Consider the following 17,350-nt stretch of genomic DNA (forward strand, 5'->3'; position numbering starts at 1 on the left):
CGCCGAGCTTAACTGGCCCGCCACGCCTCCGCGATCGCCGCCACGTGCCGAGTGTCCGTGCCGCAGCAGCCGCCGAGCACGGTGAGGGCGGGCAGCCGGTCTTGCAGCGCCGCGTGACGGGCACCGAGGTCCACCGGGTCTCCTTCGTCGAGTTCGGTGGCCTCGTCGAGCTCGGCATGACTCTTGGCCGACGCGTTCGACCGTAGGCCCATCACCCGATGCCGCCACGCGCCATCGTCCTCGAACACCTCGGCGAAATGTGTCGGGTGCGCGCAGTTCAGCATGAAATAGGCGGCAGCACCATCGGTTACCGAGTCCACATACTCGATCGCCTCAGCGAGCGGCTGACCGGTCGGCAGCCGCCCGTCGGTCTCCACGGTGAACGACACCGCCGCTGCGATACCCGCCGCCGAGGCGGCTCGCACGATGCCGATGGCCTCTTCGGTGTTGGTCATCGTGATCGCGGTGACCTGATCGGCCGAGGTGTCGGCGAAGGTTTGGATCTGTGCCGCATGGTATTTCTGGGCGTCGTCAACGCTCATCGCCTCGCCCGGGTCGTAGCCGTCGCCGCGCGGTCCTACACATCCGCTCACCACCGCGGTGATGCCGTCTGCGGTCGCGGCCGCGCGCACTTCCTCGGCGAGCGCCACCGCGGACCGGTTGACCGCGTCGAGCCGTTCCATGGAGTAGCCAAGCTGTTTCGCCCAGTCCGGGTTGGCGCGCCAGGTCGCGGTCTCGACGACGAAACCCGCGTGGTGCTGGCGGGCGATGGCCAGATAGCCGTCGTAGTAACGGCGCAGCCGTGCGCGTGCTTCCGGCTTCTCCACCAACGGAAACGCTGCGAAGCCCGGCAGATCGCGACCGTCGTGGAAGACCAGCTCGGTTTCGAGGCCGCCGTCCGTGACGAACATGCCATGGCCGCTCGTCTGCGGCAGGACCTTCATTTGCGGGCGATGTAGTAGAAGTTGATCGGGTCGGACTCGATCTCACGCACCTGCACCTGGGTGAAACCGGCGTCGGCGAGCATCGACTCGGCGAGCTGACGGCCCCAGCAGGTGCCCAACCCGTCGCCGTCGAGCCCCAGCGAGACGCTCATGCAGTGCATCGTCGACACCGTGTACATGTAGGTGCTGAACGGGACGCCGACGTTGTCCTCGAGCCTGCTCGACGATTTGATGTCGACCATCAAGAAGACGCCGCCGGGCCGCAACGCGCGGTAGATGTTCTCGAGCACCCGAGCCGGCGCGGCCTGGTCGTGGATTGCGTCGAACGCGGTGATGACGTCGTAGCTTTCGGTGTGGTCCAATTCGGCGACGTCGGCGGCCAAAAAGTTCGCGTTCGGTAGGCCGAGTTGCTGGGCTTCGGCGCGGCCGACGCCGAGTCCCTCGTCGGAGAAGTCGATTCCGGTGAACCGGCTGGCCGGGAACGCGCGTGCCATCACGTTGATGGCATGTCCGCTGCCGCAACCGATGTCGGCGACGTCGGCGCCCGCGCGCAGCCGCTCGGGCAGCCCCTCGACCAGCGGCAGAATGACGTCGACGAGCGCGGCGTCGAACACCTCGCCGCTCTCCTCGGCCATCAGCGTGTGGAAGCGCGGATATTCGCTGTAGGACAGGCCGCCGCCGGTGTGGAAGCACCTGATGATCTTTTGTTCCACCTCCCCCAGCAGCGGGATGAACTGCGCGACGCGGGCGAAGTTGTCGGGTCCCGCCGCGCGGGTCAGAACCCCCGCCCGGTGCCGCGGCAGCGTGAATGTCGCGGTAACCGGGTCGTAGTCGATCACCTGTGCGGTCGCCAGCCCCCCGAGCCATTCGCGCACGTAGCGTTCGTTGAGCCCCGCGGCGTCGGCGATCTGCACGCTGGTGGCCGGCGGCATCTCGGCCAGGGTGTCGAACAGCTTGGTCTGATGGCCGATCGACAGCAGGATGGCCAGGCTGGCGCTGTCGATCGCGCCCACGATGCGCTCTGCGAACTCTTCAGTGGTCTCGGCCACCGCGGTGTCGGGCAATGTCGTCATGTCCGAACAGTAGCCCGCACCAAGTGTCAAGCGCATCGGGGAAATCATGCAATTCCGCGACCGCGTGGTGCGGCAAATGATGCAGACGCCTACGGCAGCAGGTTGTGTTCGTGCGCCCACGCCAACGCCGCCGTGCGCGACGATACCCCGAGTTTGGCGTAGATGTTGGCCAAATGACGGCCGACGGTCTTCTCACTGATGCAAATCTGTTCGGCCACTTGCCTGTTGGTGGCGCCGCCCGCAATGGCCCGCAACACCTCGACCTCGCGTTTGGTCAACCCGCCGGGCGCGCTGGGCCCGCACGGTTCGACCGGTTCGACACCGAGCTGGCTGTAGATGTTCGCGGCGGTGGCCGAATCCGCCACGGCCATCTCATGATCGCCGCAACCCTGACGCGCCAACCCCATCCACTCATAGACCTGGGCGGTCTCGTAACGGCACTGCAGGGTGCGGTACTGCCGCAGCGCCTCCTCCAGCAGACCGAGCGCCTGCGCGTGTTGACCGCGCCGCACCAGCACGGCGCCGCGCGCATGCGCCGCCCACGCCCGGAAACCGGGCGTGTCAAACGCCACCGACCCGGATTCCAGTTCGCTACAAAGCTTTTCGGCCTCGTCGAGGTTGTCGCGGAGCAGCGCCACCTCGACGGCGCCGCGCAGCAGCGGCATCCGGTCCAGGCGGTCCAGTCCGGCCAGTGCCACCCGCAGATCGGTCCACGCGGTGTCGGCGTCGCCGACGCGGCAGCGCAGCAGCGCTTCGCCGGGTTGCGGTTCGACGCCGAACATCCGGGCCCTGGTGAACGCCGCGAACGCGCCGTCGGCGTCGCCGCGGCGCCGACGCACCTCGCCCAGTTGGTAGTAGCCCTCCCCGGCCGCCCAGCTGTTGACGTCCTCCAACAGGCGGCTGGTGTCGACGAGCCGTGTCTCCAGCAGGCGAAGGTCCTCGGTGGCGGCCTGCACCTGCAGCCGGTGCACATCGCAGACACCGCCGTAGGCGACCGACCCGGCGAACTCGTTGCACCACCGCTCCATCGACTGCGTCCACGCCCGCATCCGCGGCAAGTCGGCCAGCCGATGACAGTGGTGCAGCACGATGCAGTAGATGTCGCCGGCCCACTCCAGCGGCAGCTCGTCGGCCAGCACCGGCAGCATCGCTTCGTCGATGAGCCCGTAGGCCTCGGCCATGCGGCCGTCGAACATCGCCTCGAGCCCCTCGGCGACGTGGCACAGCGCGGTCACCGCAGGTGAGTCGAGCCGAGCGCACAGCTCCCGCAGCTTGCTCACCCGCGGCCCGATCAGCGCGGTGTCGCGGTTCATCAGCGCGACGACGGCGTCCAGGTACGCAAGATACCCGTGGGCCGGGCCGTCCGGCTCGCCGTCGAGCAGACGCCGCGCGCGGTTCATCCAGCCCTGGCCGATGTTGACGTCGCCGCGGGTCAGCCACGCCAGCGCGACGTCGACCGCCTTCATCGCCGCCGCCGGCGGATCCGTGCGCGCCAGCTGGGCGAAGACCCGCTCGGCGACCCGCAGCGACTCCTTGCCGTGGCCCAGACGCCACGCCGCCGCGGCCATCGCGTCGAGGTCGTCGACACCCAGCGAGGTGTTCTCGGCAACCTGCATGAACGCCTCGTAGGCGGCGTGCCAGTCGCGCCGCACGTGCGCGGACCTGGCCGCCAGCAGCAGCTCGGTGTGGGTGTCTATCGGGGTGGCCATATCAGTCGGTTCAACGGTATGCCGATCAGCTGAGTTCAATCGACCTTTTTGCCAGGCCCATCCAATAGCCGTCGATCGGTTGGCGCGGGGGCTGGCCGGCGTCGAAGGACGCGCCGAGCGCAACGAACAACGGCGAGGGGTCCTCGAGGAACGGCAGCCCGTGCGTGGTGCAGCCGGAACCGATGAGCAGCACACCGTCGTCGCGCAGCGGCCGCAGCCGCTCGCCGAGCGTCAGCAGCCGTTGCGGATTCAGCGTCGGCATCGAGATCTGCAGCACCGGAATGTCGGCGCCGGGGTACATCACCGTCAACGGCACGTAGGCGCCGTGGTCGAGGCGGCGGTGCGGATCGTGGCGCACCGGCTCGTCGGCGGGCATCGCGGCTTCCACGCGCGCGGCTACGTCGGCGGCGCCGGGGGCGTCGTAGGTGACTCCGTAGTAGCGCTGCGGAAATCCCCAGAAGTCATAGGTCAGCGGCGTCTGCGGCGACGTCGACCCGATGGTCAGCGGCGCGGATTCCCAGTGCGCGGAGACGACGAGGATCGCCGTCGGGCGCGGTAGTTGCGCGGCCCACGCCCGCAGCTGCGACACCCACAGCTCGTCGTCGACGAGCGGCGGTGCGCCGTGCGACAGATACAACGCGGGCATCACGCCCTCGAGCCTTGCACTTCGCGGCGCACTTCTCGCCGAAATTGCCCGTCAAGCTAGGTTGGAGGGATGAGTCAAACGGTGCGTGGGGTGATTTCGCGGAAGAAGGGTGAGCCGGTCGAGTTGGTGGATGTTGTCATCCCCGACCCCGGTCCGGGCGAGGTGGTGGTCGACATCAAAGCCTGCGGCGTCTGCCATACCGACCTGACCTACCGGGAGGGCGGGATCAACGACGACTACCCATTCCTGCTCGGCCATGAAGCCGCCGGCACCGTCGAGTCGGTCGGTGCGGGCGTGACCAACGTGGTGCCAGGCGATTTCGTAATCCTGAACTGGCGCGCGGTCTGCGGGCAGTGTCGGGCCTGTAAGCGTGGCCGCCCGCACCTGTGCTTCGACACCCACAACGCCGCGCAGAAGATGACGCTGAGCGACGGCACCGAATTGACGCCGGCGCTGGGCATCGGCGCATTCGCCGACAAGACGCTGGTGCACGAAGGTCAGTGCACCAAGGTCGATTCCGCCGCCGACCCGGCGGTGGCCGGCCTGCTGGGCTGCGGCGTGATGGCCGGAATCGGCGCCGCGATCAACACCGGCGCGGTCAACCGCGACGATACGGTGGCCGTCATCGGGTGCGGCGGGGTCGGTGACGCCGCGATCGCCGGCGCGGCACTGGTGGGCGCTCGGCGCATCATCGCCGTGGACACCGACGACAAGAAGTTGGACTGGGCGCGCGAGTTCGGCGCCACCCACACGATCAACGCGCGCGAACTCGACCCGGTCGAGACGATTCAAGACCTCACCGACGGGTTCGGCGCCGACGTGGTGATCGACGCGGTCGGACGCCCGGAGACCTGGAAGCAGGCCTTCTACGCGCGCGACCTGGCGGGCACCGTGGTGCTGGTCGGGGTGCCGACGCCGGATATGACGTTGGAGATGCCGCTGGTCGACTTCTTCTCCCGCGGCGGATCGTTGAAGTCGTCCTGGTACGGCGACTGCCTGCCCGAACGCGACTTCCCGCACCTGATCGACCTGCATATGCAGGGTCGGTTGCCGCTGGAGAAGTTCGTCACCGAGCGGATCGCACTCGACGAGGTGGAAGGAGCGTTCACGAAAATGCATGGTGGAGAGGTACTTCGGTCCGTGGTGGTGTTGGGCCGATGAGCGCTTGCGCGATGAGGAGAAGGCAATGAACGGCGGACCGATTCAACGGGTGGTTACCTCGGGCACGTTCGAACTCGACGGTGGCAGTTGGGAAGTCGACAACAACATCTGGCTCGTCGGCGACGAGAACGACGTGATCGTCTTCGACGCCGCACACGATGCCGAGCCGATCAAGGCCGCGGTCGGCGACCGCAATGTGGTGGCGATTGTGTGCACGCACGGGCACAACGACCACGTCACCGTCGCTCCCGAGCTGTCCGCGGCGCTGGATGCGCCGGTGTTGATGCACCCGGCCGATGATGTGCTGTGGCGGATGACTCACCCGGACTACGACTTTCGCACAGTCGACGACGGTGACACGCTGAGCGTCGCTGGTATCGACCTGCGTGCCCTGCACACGCCCGGCCACTCACCGGGCTCGGTGTGCTGGCACGCCCCCGAACTCAACGCGGTGTTCAGTGGCGATACCTTGTTCCAGGGCGGGCCGGGCGCGACCGGGCGGTCGTACTCCGACTTCCCGACGATTCTGGAGTCCATCTCGGGTCGGCTCGGGAAGCTGCCCGGCGAGACCGTCGTCTACACCGGCCACGGTGACTCCACCACGATCGGCGACGAACTGGTCAACTACGACGACTGGGTCGCGCGCGGGCACTAGCCCTGGTCGCTGGGTGCGTCGGAGTTGGGTGGCTCCTCGTCGGACGTCAACGGCCGGGCCCGTCGGGCCGCGCGGACCGACCAGATCACCGACGGGATCAGCAGCACTACGCCCGCGGCGGCGAGGCCGCCGAACGCCCACAGCAGCCAGCCGTGGCTGCTGCCGTGACCGAACGCCAGCCGCGGGCTGAGATAACCGTCGACGTCGCCGTCGGTGGTGACCCGATAGGTGCCGCCCGCGGCGATTTCGGCCATCCACACCCGCACGTGGGTGTCGCTGTTCACCGTGGTCGTGCTGCCGATGCTCTCGATGACCACCGGATCGGGGCTGCCGTCCGGCGGTTCGATGCTCACGCTGATCCGCGGAATGGGAAATTCACTCGTCGGGGGTCCGGTGATCGTCGTGTGGAAACTGACGGTGACGTCACCTGCGGGAAGCCGGATTTCGTCCGAACCCGGGATCGGCACCTCGCCGTAGGCGTCGTAGTCGTCGAGCACGTACACGTTGAGCACCAAGGTCGCGATGACGCCGACGGCGCCCGCGACCAGAGCCAGGGTGGATATGACGACAGCGAGGCGCGGGCCGAACCGTCCACTCATGGCCGAAGTCTGTCACGGCTGCGGCGGCAAAGACTACGGTCGTGGTGTGAAGCGTCCGCATGTCTTGAACGTCGCGGTGCCGGAGTCCAGCATCGTCGTACGTCCCGAACCGATGGAAAGCGAGTCCTACACCGCGAGTTCGCGTCTGCAGGCCGCGGGTTTGCGTCCGGCGATCGCGCTGTTCGAGAAGGCCGCCGCGGAAGTACCGGTGCCGACCGCGCCGCAACCGATCGTGCTGGCCGACTACGGCGCGGCCACCGGCCACAACTCGCTGCTGCCCATCTGCTCGGCCGTGCGTGCCATCCGCAAGCGGACCCGGCCCGATCACTCGGTTCTGGTCACCCACACCGATGTCCCCGACAACGACTTCTCGGCGCTGTTTCGCACGCTGACCGAGGATCCCGATAGCTACCTGCACGAAGACGCCAACACCTTTCCGACCGCCGTCGGCCGCTCGTTCTACGAGCAGATCCTGCCGACCAGCAGCGTGCATCTGGGTTGGAGTTCGTGGGCAGTGCAGTGGCTGCGCCGCGTTCCGGCGCCGATCCCCGACCACGTGCACATCGGCTGCAGCGCCAGCGCCGACGTGCGCGCCGCCTACACCAAGCAGGCCGCCGATGACTGGCTCGCGTTCATCGGGTGCCGCGGTAGGGAATTGCGCCGCGGCGGCCGCCTGGTGGTGATGACGATGGGTGTTGACGACGCCGGCGAGTTCGGCTACCGCCCCCTGCTCAAGGCGTTGATGGAAACACTCAACGAGCTGGCGGGCCAGCAGCTGCTCTCGGCCGACGAAGTGCACCGCATGTGCATCCCGATAGTGGGCCGCAGCAAGTTGGACTTCATGGCGCCGTTCGCACCCAAGGGCCGTTTCGAACAGCTCGAGATCGAGCATCTCGAGGTGTTCGACGCCGAGGACCGCTTCTGGAGCCAGTACCAAACCAACAAAGACACCGCGCTTTTCGGCAGACAGTGGGCCGCCTTCTTACGCGCGTCGGTGTTTCGGACGTTGGCCAGCGCACTCGACGGCGGCCTGGCCGATCACCGGACGGCGGACTTTTTCGACCGGCTGGAAACCGGCGTCGCCGAGCGGGTGGCTGCGGCGCCCGAACAGGTGCAGATCCCGATGGCGCACCTGGTGCTGGTCAAGCGGCCCAAGCTGCACTAGCCGCTACGGGCCCGGCTGCGGCAGCTGCGGCGCGGGTACCCACGGCAGCCCTGGGATCGTCGGATACGGCGGCGTCGGGCTCCACGGCGGTGGCTCCGACGTCGGCGGCGGTGGCTCCGACGTCGGCGGCGGCGGTTCCGACGTGGGCGGCGGCGGTTCGGGGGACGGTGGCGGTGGTTCCGGTGACGGCTCGGGTGGCGGCGGCGGCTCGGTGACCGTCTGCGTCACCGGCGGCGGTGCCTGCCGGGTGACGGTGCGCGGCGGGGGCGGCGCGGGTTGCGTCACAGGCGGCGGTTCACTGGTCGGCGACGGTGTGGTGGGCCGCGGCGTGGCGGTGATCGGTTCGGTGGTCGACGCGGGCGACTGAGTGGAATCGTCGCCGACGACGAACAGCATCGCCGCGGTCAGCGCGGCCAGCACCGCGATCACCCCGATGCCCAGCGCGACCGCGGGTTTGCGGTACCAGGGCAGCGGCGGCGGCGGAAGGTCGTCCCACGAGTCGTGGTCGAACTGCAGTTGCGGGCGGGGTTCGGCCGCGCGGCCGGCGACCACCGGATAGTCGTACGGGTCGGATACCGGCACGTCCGGGATGTCCTCGGCGTCCGACCACGCCAGCGCCCCGACCGCGCCCGGCTGCGCTGTGTCGTCGGGTTCGGGCGCCGCCTCGGGTGCCATCGCGGTCGCCGCGGCGGCGGCAGCAGCGACGCCCGGGGCGGCCGACATCGCCGTCGGGCCCTCCTCGACGGTCCCGCGCACCGCCGCCAGACCCCCGCCGATGGCGGCGGTCAGCCCGGGTCGGCCGGTCGTGACGACCGGGACCCGGAAGTGTTCGGACAGCGCGGTGGTGATGACCGGGATGCGCGCTCCCCCGCCCACCGAGGCCACCGCGGCAAGGTTGGCACTGTGAATTCCGTTGCGCTCCAACGTGTCCTGTAACACCGAGGTGAAGTCGGCGACCGGCTGGCGGATCGCTTCGTCGAGTTCGGTGCGGGTGACCCGCACCTCGCTGCGGTCCCCGGGCAGTTCAGCCACCAGCGTGGTGACGCTGTCGGTGGACAGGCGTTCCTTGGCGCCGCGGCACTGCGCGCGCAGCCGGGCCAGTGATCCGATCGCCGACGTCGAAGACAGGTCGATGGTGCCTGCCGCGGCGAGGTCCTCGATGACGTGGGTGAGCAACGCCTGGTCGATGAGGTCGCCGGAGAAGTCGGTGTGCCGCACCGTCGGCCCGACGGGCGTGTAGTTGTTCGCCGCGTCGACCAGGGTGATGCTGGTGCCGCTGCCGCCGAAGTCGCAGAGCGCAATCACCCCGCGGGTGGGCAACCCGGGATCGTCGCGCAGCGCGGTCAGCGCCGCCGTGGCGTCGGAGATCACCGGCACCGGCTTGGGTTGCTGAAACTCCGGCACCGCGTACAGCGCCGTACGCAGCGCGTCGACGGCGGCCGAACCCCAGTGCGCGGGGTGCGTCACAGTCACCGGCCCCGCAGGCACCCGGCCGCCGCCGAGCCCATAGAGCATGGCCCGCAACGCGTCGGCCAGGACGACGTCGGCGCGATGGGTGGTGCCGTCGCCGGCGACGATGCCGACGGGATCTCCGACCCTGTCGACGAAGTCGGTCAGGATCAGGCCGCGCTCGTTGAGCCGAGGGTTTTCGCTGGGTACGCCTACTTCGGGCGGCCGGTGGGGGTAGCGCGTCAGCACCGGTGTCCGCACCAGTGCGGTCCGGCCCACCACCACGGCCGCCAGGTTGGTGGCCCCAACCGACAGCCCTACGCCGTCCGACATGGTCTCCCGTCTCGTATCAACCCGTTGGTTAACGTCTCTCAACGGATCGTCCCCGCGCCGGGGATCAGAGGCAAATCCCGGCTCTGGCGCGTTGCTCACAGGTTGATCGGATCCGGCGGCGTCGTCTTGGTGGTGTCTTTCAGAGCAGCCTTGAACTGCATTGCGCGGTAAGGCCATCCGGTCGAGGTGTTCCACTGCGACACCACCAGCCCGAAACCGCCTTCGATGTCGAACCGCGAACCGGGCAGCACGTACCCGCCGTAGAGTTGGGCGACCTGGTTCTTCAGGTGGTTTTCGTCGGACCATGCCGAGCCGACGATCGGGGTCTGCACGGGCGTCGTGTGCATGTTGGCCACCGGTGAGTCGACGACCCGGTATCCGAGGGCGTACTTGGATGCCAGGAAGCCACCCAGCACCCATTTGCCTTGTCCGACGCGGCGAAACGTCAGCTCACCCCATTTCTCACCGGCCGGGGTGATCGGCGTCGCCACGGCGCCCCACCCCCAGCGGCCGTCGTCGAAACCCCAACTCACGTATCGCGATCGGTGCCCGATGTCCTCGGGCCGCACCCGCATCAAGATGATGCCTTTGTCGCGCTGAAACCCGGTGGCGACCACGTAGACCCAGCCGTCGTCGGGGTCCTGATCCCATGACCAACACTGGGCATGCCCACCGTGCAGGTCCGCGGGGAACTTGGCGTCCTCGCCCATGTGCGTCCAGCAGACGCCGCTGTCATCGGAGCGCCAGATCTCGGTCCAGACGACGGTGCCGAAGCCGCGATTGACGATGGCGTGCAAGTAAATTGAGTCACCCACCCGCAGCAGGTCGGACGGGATCACCGTGCTGATACCGCCGCGGCGCCACCCGCTGGCGACGTTGTCGTGTTCGTAGTGCCACAGTTGACGCGCGTAATCGGCGTCGTCTCCGCCGGCGCGCTCGTAGACGATTTCATGGTCGGCATCGCCCGTGCCGATCAGCACGACCGGCGACCGCCAATCGCCTTGGCCGACCGTGGTGCCCGAAAACGTGTCACCGAACACCGACACCAGCTTGCCGTTGGGGGCCACCACCGAGGCGCCGAGGTCGGTGCAGGTGACACCCCACCGATCGGTCAGCCCGGGACCCGTCAAGTCGACGACCTTGCCGTTGAGCAGCGGCACACGCGGGCGCTCGCGGCGCCGCAGACCATGTCCGGCGGCTCGACCGATCGACGGGTCGTCGGGCAAGTCAGAAGCAGCGGCGCAGGCCGCCCGGCTCACAGATCAGCGGGTACTGGTCGACGGGGATGACCAGCGGGCGGTTGAAGGACATGGTCAGCGGTACTTCGAACATCGCGGCCTGCTCACCGCACACGGCGCCGTGGATCACCTTCATGCTGCCTACCCACGTATAGGGGTCGAACGAATAGATCGTCTGCTGCGCAGCCGTACTGCCGTCCGGGCAGGTCTTACCGTCGATCGTGTCGTAATCGAACGTCCACCGGCCACCGATCATCACGGCTTCGGCGCCCGGCTGGCCCTTCGGGGTGACCTTCAGCTTGCAACCGACCGGCAGCAGCAGCGGTTCGCGCAGGTCGCCCACGACGGGAACGCATGACGGGAAGATCTCCCACTCGGTGGTGGCCTGCCCGTCGATGTTGACGTTGTAGACGCCCTCCGGAACGCCTGGAGCCTTGACGTCACCTTGTGCGTGTGCCGTCGCGGCCGCCCCGAGGGCCAGCGCGGCGCTGGCCAGGGCCACTCCGAGCGCTCGGAGAAGTCTCATGATGTGCACCCCTTCACCTCGAGCGTCTCGACGTCGAACCGCGTCGAGTATGTCAGTGTGGACACGACCCCGTCTAGAAACGGGGGCAGACGACTCCGGGGTGACGGCAGATGAAACGGCGGGCGGTGGCGGCGGCAGTCGCCGCCATCGCCGTCGTGCTCCTCGCCGTCACGGCGTGCTCACCCGGGCAGCGAGTCGACCTCGGCGACGACGTGTCGGGCAACCTCATCGCCGCCATCTCCGGTGAACCCGACCAACTCGACCCGCACAAGACCACCGCCTACTTCTCGTTCGAGGTGCTGGAGAACGTCTTCGACACGCTGGTCGAGCCCGACGAAAACCTCGAGATGCGCCCGGCGCTCGCCGAGTCCTGGGAGGTCAGCCCCGACCAGCTCACCTGGACCTTCCAGTTGCGCCGCGGGATCACCTTCCACGACGGCAGCCCGCTGCGCGCCGACGACGTCGTCTACTCCTACCGCCGGATCATGGACGAGAAGCTGGCCAACGTTGACAAATTCAGCGCCGTCGCCGACGTCACAGCACCCGACCCACACACCGTGGTCGTCCATTTGGACCGCCCGACCCCCAACCTGCTGACCAACCTGGGTGGCTTCAAAGGCATGGCGATCGTCTCGCCCGGCAACGTCGAAAGCGGTCAGATCGCCACCCACCCGATCGGCACCGGACCGTTCTCGTTCCTGGCCCACAACAGCGGCGACTCGATCACGCTGAAGGCCAACCCGTCGTATTGGGATGGGCCAGCGCCGATCTCGGGTGTCACCTTCAGGTTCATCTCCGAGCCGTCCACGGCGCTGTCGGCGCTGCAGGCCGGTGAAGTCGACTGGACCGATTCGGTTCCCACCCAACGCGTCGCGCAGTTGCGTGAGGACGACTCGATCAACTTGGCCGTCACCCCCAGTAACGACTACTGGTACCTGGCGCTCAATGAAGCCCGCCCGCCCTGGAACGACGTGCGAGCGCGCCAGGCGATCGCCTACGGCATCGACCGCGACGCGATCGTCGCGGCCACCAGCTACGGCACCGCAACCGCCAACCAACTTGCGATCCCCGAAGGCAACCCGTGGTACACGCCCTACGACCGTTACAGCTACGACATCGACACCGCACAGCGGCTGCTCGACGAGGCGGGTGTCGGCGACGTCGACCTCGACCTGCTGGTCACCAGCGAGTATCCGGAGACCGTGACCGCCGCGCAGATCATCGCCGATAACCTTGCGCCGCTTGGTATCACGGTGAGCATCCGCACCGTCGACTTCGCCACCTGGCTCGACGAACAGAACACCGGCAACTTCGACATGCTGATGATGGGTTGGCTGGGCAACATCGACCCCGACGACTTCTACTACGCCCAGCACCACTCGAACGGCACCAGCAACGCGCAGCAGTTCTCCGACCCCGAGGTGGACCGGCTGCTCGACGCCGGGCGCGTCGAGACCGACCGCCAAGCACGCGGCGCGCGGTACGACGAGGCGGCCACGCTGATCGCCGACAAGGTGAGCTACATCTTCTTGTACAACCCGTCGGTGATCCAGGCGTGGACCCCCGAGCTGACCGGCTATGAAGCCCGCCGCGACGCCGCAGTCCGTTTCCGCACAGCGGATTTGGGGCAAGGATCATGACACATCCCGTGCTGCGGTTCTTGGCGCGCCGGCTGCTGTATTCGGCGGTGGTGATGGTCGGGGTGGTCGTGGTGGTGTTCACCCTCGTGCACCTGGTGCCCGGCGATCCGGTCCGCATCGCGCTGGGCACCCGCTACACCCCGGAGGCCTATGACGCGCTGCGCCAGGCCAGCGGGCTGGACAAGCCGATGCTCGAACAGTTCTTCGGCTACCTCGGCTCGGCGCTGACCGGCGATCTCGGGGTGAGCTTTCGCAACGGTGATCCGGTGACGCTGATCCTGCTCGAAAGGCTGCCCGCGACGGTGTCGCTGGCCGTGGCCGGCGTCCTGCTCGCGTTGCTCATCGCGCTGCCCGCCGGGATCTGGTCGGCACTGCACGAGGGCCGGCTCAGCGACGCGATCGTGCGGGTGGGCAGCCAGTTCGGCGTGTCGATCCCCGACTTCTGGATGGGCATCCTGTTGATCGCACTGTTCGCGACGACGCTGGGCTGGCTGCCGACCTCGGGCTACCGGCCGCTGTTCGAGGACCCGGCGGGCTGGCTGCGCCACATCGTGTTGCCCGCGTTGACGGTCGGGCTCGTGGCCGCGGCGATCATGACCCGGTATGTGCGTTCGGCAGTGCTCGAGGTCGCCGCCACCGGCTATGTCCGCACCGCCAGATCGAAGGGGTTACCGCCTGCGGTGTTGACGTTTCGGCACACGGTGCGCAACGCGCTCATCCCGATTTTGACCATCACCGGCATTCAGCTGGCGACGATCCTGGGCGGGGTCATCGTGGTCGAGGTGGTGTTCGCCTGGCCGGGACTGGGCCGGTTGGTTTACAACGCCGTCGCGGCACGGGATTACCCGGTGATCCAGGGTGCGGTGCTGCTGATCGCCGCCCTGTTTCTGCTCGTCAACCTGATCGTGGATGCGTTGTACGCCGTCGTGGACCCGAGGATCCGGCTGTCATGAGCGCCGACACCGGAACTCGCGTGCCGTTCTGGCGGCTGCTGCTGGGAAACCCGGTCACGGCGGTCAGCGCGACGGTGCTCGCCGTCGTCGTGTCCGTCGCGATCGGCGCGGATTGGCTTGCCCCCTATGGCGTCAACGATGTCGATGTGCCCAACGCGCTGCAGCCGCCCGGTGCCGCGCACTGGTTCGGCACCGACGAGTTGGGCCGCGACGTATTGTCGCGGGTGCTGGTCGCGGTGCAGGCGTCGCTGCGGGTGGCGGTGGTCAGCGTGGCGTTCGCGGTGATCGTCGGTGTGACGGTCGGTGTCGTATCCGGTTACCGCGGCGGCTGGCTGGACGCGGTGTTGATGCGCGTCGTCGACGTGATGTTCGCCTTTCCGGTGCTGATTCTGGCGTTGGCCGTGGTGGCGATCCTGGGCCCGGGCGTGACGACCACCATGTTGGCGATCGGCATCGTGTACACCCCGATCTTCGCGCGGGTGGCCAGGGGCAGCACGTTGAGCGTGCGCACGGAGCCGTTCGTCGCGGCGTCACAGAGCATGGGCACCGGCAACCTCTACATCCTCGGCCGCCACATCCTGCCGAATATCGCTGGGCCGCTGGTGGTTCAGACATCGCTGTCGCTGGCGTTCGCCATCCTCGCCGAGGCTGCGTTGTCGTTTCTCGGGCTGGGCATCCAGCCGCCGCAGCCGTCGCTGGGCCGGATGATCTTCGATTCGCAGGGTTTCGTGACGCTGGCGTGGTGGATGGCGGTGGTGCCCGGCGCCGCGATCGTGGTCACGGTGCTGGCGTTCAACCTGCTCGGCGACGGTCTGCGTGATGTACTGGATCCCAAGCAGCGCACCATGATCGAGGCTCGAAGAAAGCAATGACGGACCCCACACTCAGCGTGCGCGACCTGCGGGTGGCCATCAGGCGACGCGAGATCGTGCGCGGTGTCTCGTTCGATGTGCACCCCGAACAGACGCTGGGCATCGTCGGCGAATCCGGTTCGGGCAAGACGATGACGGCGCTGGGGGCCACCGGGCTGCTCGACGCGCCCGGCGCCGTCGTCACCGGTAAAAGCGCGCTGGGCGCCACCGCGGACAAAGGTGCCGTTGAGCTCGTCGGCGCGTCGGCGCGGCTGCTACGCAGCGTGCACGGCGACCGCATCGGGTTCGTGTTCCAGGACCCCTCCACCTCGCTGAACCCCCTGCTGACCATCGAACGCCAGATCACCGAATCGATTGAGACCCATCGCCGTTCCACCCGACGGCAGGCACGCGCCCGGGCTCTGGAACTGTTGGAGGCGGTGGGTCTGCCCGAGCCCGAAGACCGGCTGGACAGCTATCCGCATCAGCTCTCGGGCGGGCAGCGGCAGCGGGTGATGATCGCGGTCGCGATGGCCTGCGACCCGCAACTGCTGATCGCCGACGAACCGACCACCGCGCTCGACGTCACGACGCAGGCGCAAATCGTCACGCTGGTAAGGGATTTGCAGCGCGACTTCGCCACCGCGGTGGTGTGGATCAGCCACGATCTCGGCGTGATCGGCCAAGTGGCCGACGACGTCACGGTGCTGCAGGAGGGCCAGGCCGTCGAACAGGCCACGATCACCGACGTCTTTGACCGTCCGCAACATGCCTACACCCGGGAGCTGTTGGCCGCGCGGCCGGTGATCGGCCATACCGGGCCGGAGCCGGTCTCCGGCGCCGAGGTGCTGCTCGACGTCGCCGGCCTCGATGTGCGGTACCGGGTGACGAGTGCCGGCGGCAAACGCACCGTAAATGCGGTGGATGACCTGTCGTTTCGTATCCGGCGCGGCACCACGCTGGGACTGGTCGGGGAATCCGGTTCGGGGAAGTCGACGGTGGCCGCGGCGCTGACCGGTCTGGTCGAACCCGATGCGGGCACCGCGACCATCGGTGGTGCTGACGTGATCGGCGTACGGCGCTCCGCGGTCAAGGCGGTGCGCCGACGGGTCAGCCTGGTGTTGCAGGATCCGTTCTCGTCGCTGAATCCGCGTGCGCGGGTGGGCACTTCTATCGGTGAACCGCTGATGGTGCACCGGCTCGCGCGGGGCAGGCAGGCCCGCCGGACCCGTGTCGATGAACTGCTCGACCTGGTAGGGCTGCCGACGTCGTTCGCCGGCCGGTATCCGCACGAGTTATCCGGCGGTGAACGGCAACGCGTGTCGATCGCGCGGGCCCTGGCCGTCGAACCCGATCTGGTGATCTTCGACGAAGCCACTGCGTCACTGGACGTTTCGGTGCAATCTCGGGTGCTCGACCTGTTGACCCGGCTGCAGCGTGAGCTGGGGTTGACCTACCTGTTCATCGCGCATGATCTCGCCGTCGTGCAGCAGATGAGCCATGACGTGCTGGTCATGCGCGACGGCGCCCGCATCGAGTACCGCCCGGCCGCCGACCTGTTCGCCGCGCCCGAGCACGACTACACCCGCGAGTTGCTGGCCGCCATACCACCGTCGCTCCCCTCCGCGCCGAAATAGCGGGTCGTGAGAAGGTCTTCAACCATGACGTCACTGAGCGGCAAGGTCACATTGGTCACAGGCGCGTCGGCGGGTTTGGGCGCCGCCGTCGCGCAACTGTTCGCCGAGCGCGGCGCGACGGTGTTCGGTATCGCGCGCGACGCCGAACGGATGGCGGAGGTCTTCGAGTCCATACCGGGCGGCAGCTACGCGTCGGTGGACGTCACCTCGTCGCAGGCGTGCCGTGCCGCGGTGGCACAGTGCGTGGCGGCCTTCGGCCGGCTCGACGTGTTGGTCAACGTCGCCGGCTTCCACCAGATGCGCCACACCACGACAATGAGCGACGAGGACTGGGACCGCGATCTCGCGGTGAACCTCAACGGGCCGTTCTACCTATGCCGCGCGGCGCTGCCGCACCTGCTGCAGGCCGGCGGCAACATCGTCAACGTCGCCTCGATCGCCGGCGTGGAGGGTGAGGTGTACTCGGCCGGCTACTGCGCAGCCAAACACGGACTCGTCGGCCTGACCCGCGCGCTGGCCGTCGAGTACACCAAGGAGAAGCTCCGCGTGAACGCCGTCTGTCCCGGCGGTATGCCCACCGCGCAGACCACCGAGTTCACCGCCCCCGATAACGCCGACTGGGATCTGATCATGCGGATCGCGTCACCGCGCGGCTTCATGCACACCGTCGACGTGGCCAAGGCGATCGCATTTCTGGCCAGCGACGACGCCGCCGCGATCCACGGCGCGGTGTATCGAGTCGACAACGGCAAGGGCGCGGGCTGAGGGGAT

General features: G+C 68.1%; 16 protein-coding genes. 8 read left to right on the forward strand and 8 right to left on the reverse strand.

Annotated elements, in window-relative coordinates; translation table 11 throughout:
- Positions 1 to 8: 8 nt before the first annotated feature.
- From ABQF13_RS23450 to ABQF13_RS23465, 4 genes are all read right to left on the reverse strand, one after another.
- Positions 9 to 944, reverse strand: a complete 936-nt coding sequence (locus ABQF13_RS23450) for a homocysteine S-methyltransferase family protein (RefSeq protein ID WP_448395196.1) — start codon at positions 942 to 944, stop codon at positions 9 to 11.
- Positions 941 to 2,017 carry a methyltransferase domain-containing protein gene (locus ABQF13_RS23455; protein ID WP_448395197.1) on the reverse strand — a complete coding sequence of 359 codons (1,077 nt, stop codon included), beginning with the start codon at positions 2,015 to 2,017 and terminating at the stop codon, positions 941 to 943. The genes ABQF13_RS23450 and ABQF13_RS23455 overlap by 4 nt, the downstream gene beginning before the upstream one ends.
- An 89-nt stretch (positions 2,018 to 2,106) precedes the next feature.
- Positions 2,107 to 3,726, reverse strand: coding sequence for a LuxR C-terminal-related transcriptional regulator (locus ABQF13_RS23460; protein WP_448395198.1), 1,620 nt, complete (start codon positions 3,724 to 3,726; stop codon positions 2,107 to 2,109).
- 25 nt (positions 3,727 to 3,751) lie between these two features.
- The gene (locus ABQF13_RS23465; protein WP_448395238.1) at positions 3,752 to 4,372 is read right to left on the reverse strand and encodes a dioxygenase family protein; all 621 of its coding nucleotides are present in this window, start codon (positions 4,370 to 4,372) and stop codon (positions 3,752 to 3,754) included.
- A gap of 69 nt (positions 4,373 to 4,441) precedes the next feature.
- Here ABQF13_RS23465 and ABQF13_RS23470 point away from each other — a divergent pair, with 69 nt between their 5' ends.
- Positions 4,442 to 5,533, forward strand: a complete 1,092-nt coding sequence (locus ABQF13_RS23470) for an S-(hydroxymethyl)mycothiol dehydrogenase (RefSeq protein ID WP_448395199.1) — start codon at positions 4,442 to 4,444, stop codon at positions 5,531 to 5,533.
- Between the two features lie 25 nt (positions 5,534 to 5,558).
- Positions 5,559 to 6,188 carry an MBL fold metallo-hydrolase gene (locus ABQF13_RS23475; protein ID WP_448395200.1) on the forward strand — a complete coding sequence of 210 codons (630 nt, stop codon included), beginning with the start codon at positions 5,559 to 5,561 and terminating at the stop codon, positions 6,186 to 6,188.
- Here the strand turns inward: ABQF13_RS23475 and ABQF13_RS23480 are convergent.
- Positions 6,185 to 6,787, reverse strand: a complete 603-nt coding sequence (locus tag ABQF13_RS23480) for an SHOCT domain-containing protein (RefSeq protein ID WP_448395201.1) — start codon at positions 6,785 to 6,787, stop codon at positions 6,185 to 6,187. The two genes, ABQF13_RS23475 and ABQF13_RS23480, sit on opposite strands and share 4 nt — an antisense overlap.
- Before the next feature lie 76 nt (positions 6,788 to 6,863).
- Between ABQF13_RS23480 and ABQF13_RS23485 the strand changes: the two genes are divergently transcribed.
- Positions 6,864 to 7,952, forward strand: coding sequence for a class I SAM-dependent methyltransferase (locus ABQF13_RS23485; RefSeq protein ID WP_448395239.1), 1,089 nt, complete (start codon positions 6,864 to 6,866; stop codon positions 7,950 to 7,952).
- A 3-nt stretch (positions 7,953 to 7,955) separates the two neighbouring features.
- On the opposite strand, the gene ABQF13_RS23490 is transcribed toward ABQF13_RS23485, so the two are convergent.
- The 3 genes from ABQF13_RS23490 to ABQF13_RS23500 all read right to left on the reverse strand — a co-directional run bounded on the left by ABQF13_RS23490 (position 7,956) and on the right by ABQF13_RS23500 (position 11,498).
- The gene (locus tag ABQF13_RS23490) at positions 7,956 to 9,734 is read right to left on the reverse strand and encodes an Hsp70 family protein (RefSeq protein WP_448395202.1); all 1,779 of its coding nucleotides are present in this window, start codon (positions 9,732 to 9,734) and stop codon (positions 7,956 to 7,958) included.
- 95 nt (positions 9,735 to 9,829) lie between these two features.
- Positions 9,830 to 10,918: a glycoside hydrolase family 183 protein gene (locus ABQF13_RS23495; RefSeq protein ID WP_448395240.1), complete on the reverse strand. Its 1,089-nt coding sequence runs from the start codon at positions 10,916 to 10,918 to the stop codon at positions 9,830 to 9,832.
- A gap of 43 nt (positions 10,919 to 10,961) precedes the next feature.
- Entirely contained in the window at positions 10,962 to 11,498 is a 537-nt protein-coding gene (locus tag ABQF13_RS23500; protein ID WP_448395203.1) for a hypothetical protein, read from the reverse strand.
- Between the two features lie 110 nt (positions 11,499 to 11,608).
- On the opposite strand from ABQF13_RS23500, the gene ABQF13_RS23505 reads away from it, so the two are divergent.
- From ABQF13_RS23505 to ABQF13_RS23525, 5 genes are read left to right on the forward strand one after another with little or no spacing between them, the layout of a single operon-like run.
- Positions 11,609 to 13,138, forward strand: coding sequence for an ABC transporter substrate-binding protein (locus ABQF13_RS23505; protein WP_448395204.1), 1,530 nt, complete (start codon positions 11,609 to 11,611; stop codon positions 13,136 to 13,138).
- Entirely contained in the window at positions 13,135 to 14,091 is a 957-nt protein-coding gene (locus ABQF13_RS23510; protein WP_448395205.1) for an ABC transporter permease, read from the forward strand. Before ABQF13_RS23505 ends, ABQF13_RS23510 begins: the two co-directional genes overlap by 4 nt.
- Positions 14,088 to 14,963 (forward strand): ABC transporter permease, encoded by an 876-nt coding sequence (locus ABQF13_RS23515; RefSeq protein WP_448395206.1) that lies wholly within the window; start codon positions 14,088 to 14,090, stop codon positions 14,961 to 14,963. The genes ABQF13_RS23510 and ABQF13_RS23515 overlap by 4 nt, the downstream gene beginning before the upstream one ends.
- A complete protein-coding gene (locus tag ABQF13_RS23520) occupies positions 14,960 to 16,579 on the forward strand; it encodes a dipeptide ABC transporter ATP-binding protein (RefSeq protein WP_448395207.1) in 1,620 nt (539 codons plus the stop codon). Before ABQF13_RS23515 ends, ABQF13_RS23520 begins: the two co-directional genes overlap by 4 nt.
- Before the next feature lie 24 nt (positions 16,580 to 16,603).
- On the forward strand, positions 16,604 to 17,344 hold the full coding sequence (locus tag ABQF13_RS23525; RefSeq protein WP_448395208.1) for an SDR family NAD(P)-dependent oxidoreductase: 741 nt from the start codon (positions 16,604 to 16,606) through the stop codon (positions 17,342 to 17,344).
- Positions 17,345 to 17,350 lie beyond the last annotated feature (6 nt).

The sequence above is a fragment of the Mycolicibacterium sp. XJ879 genome (genome assembly GCF_053483935.1).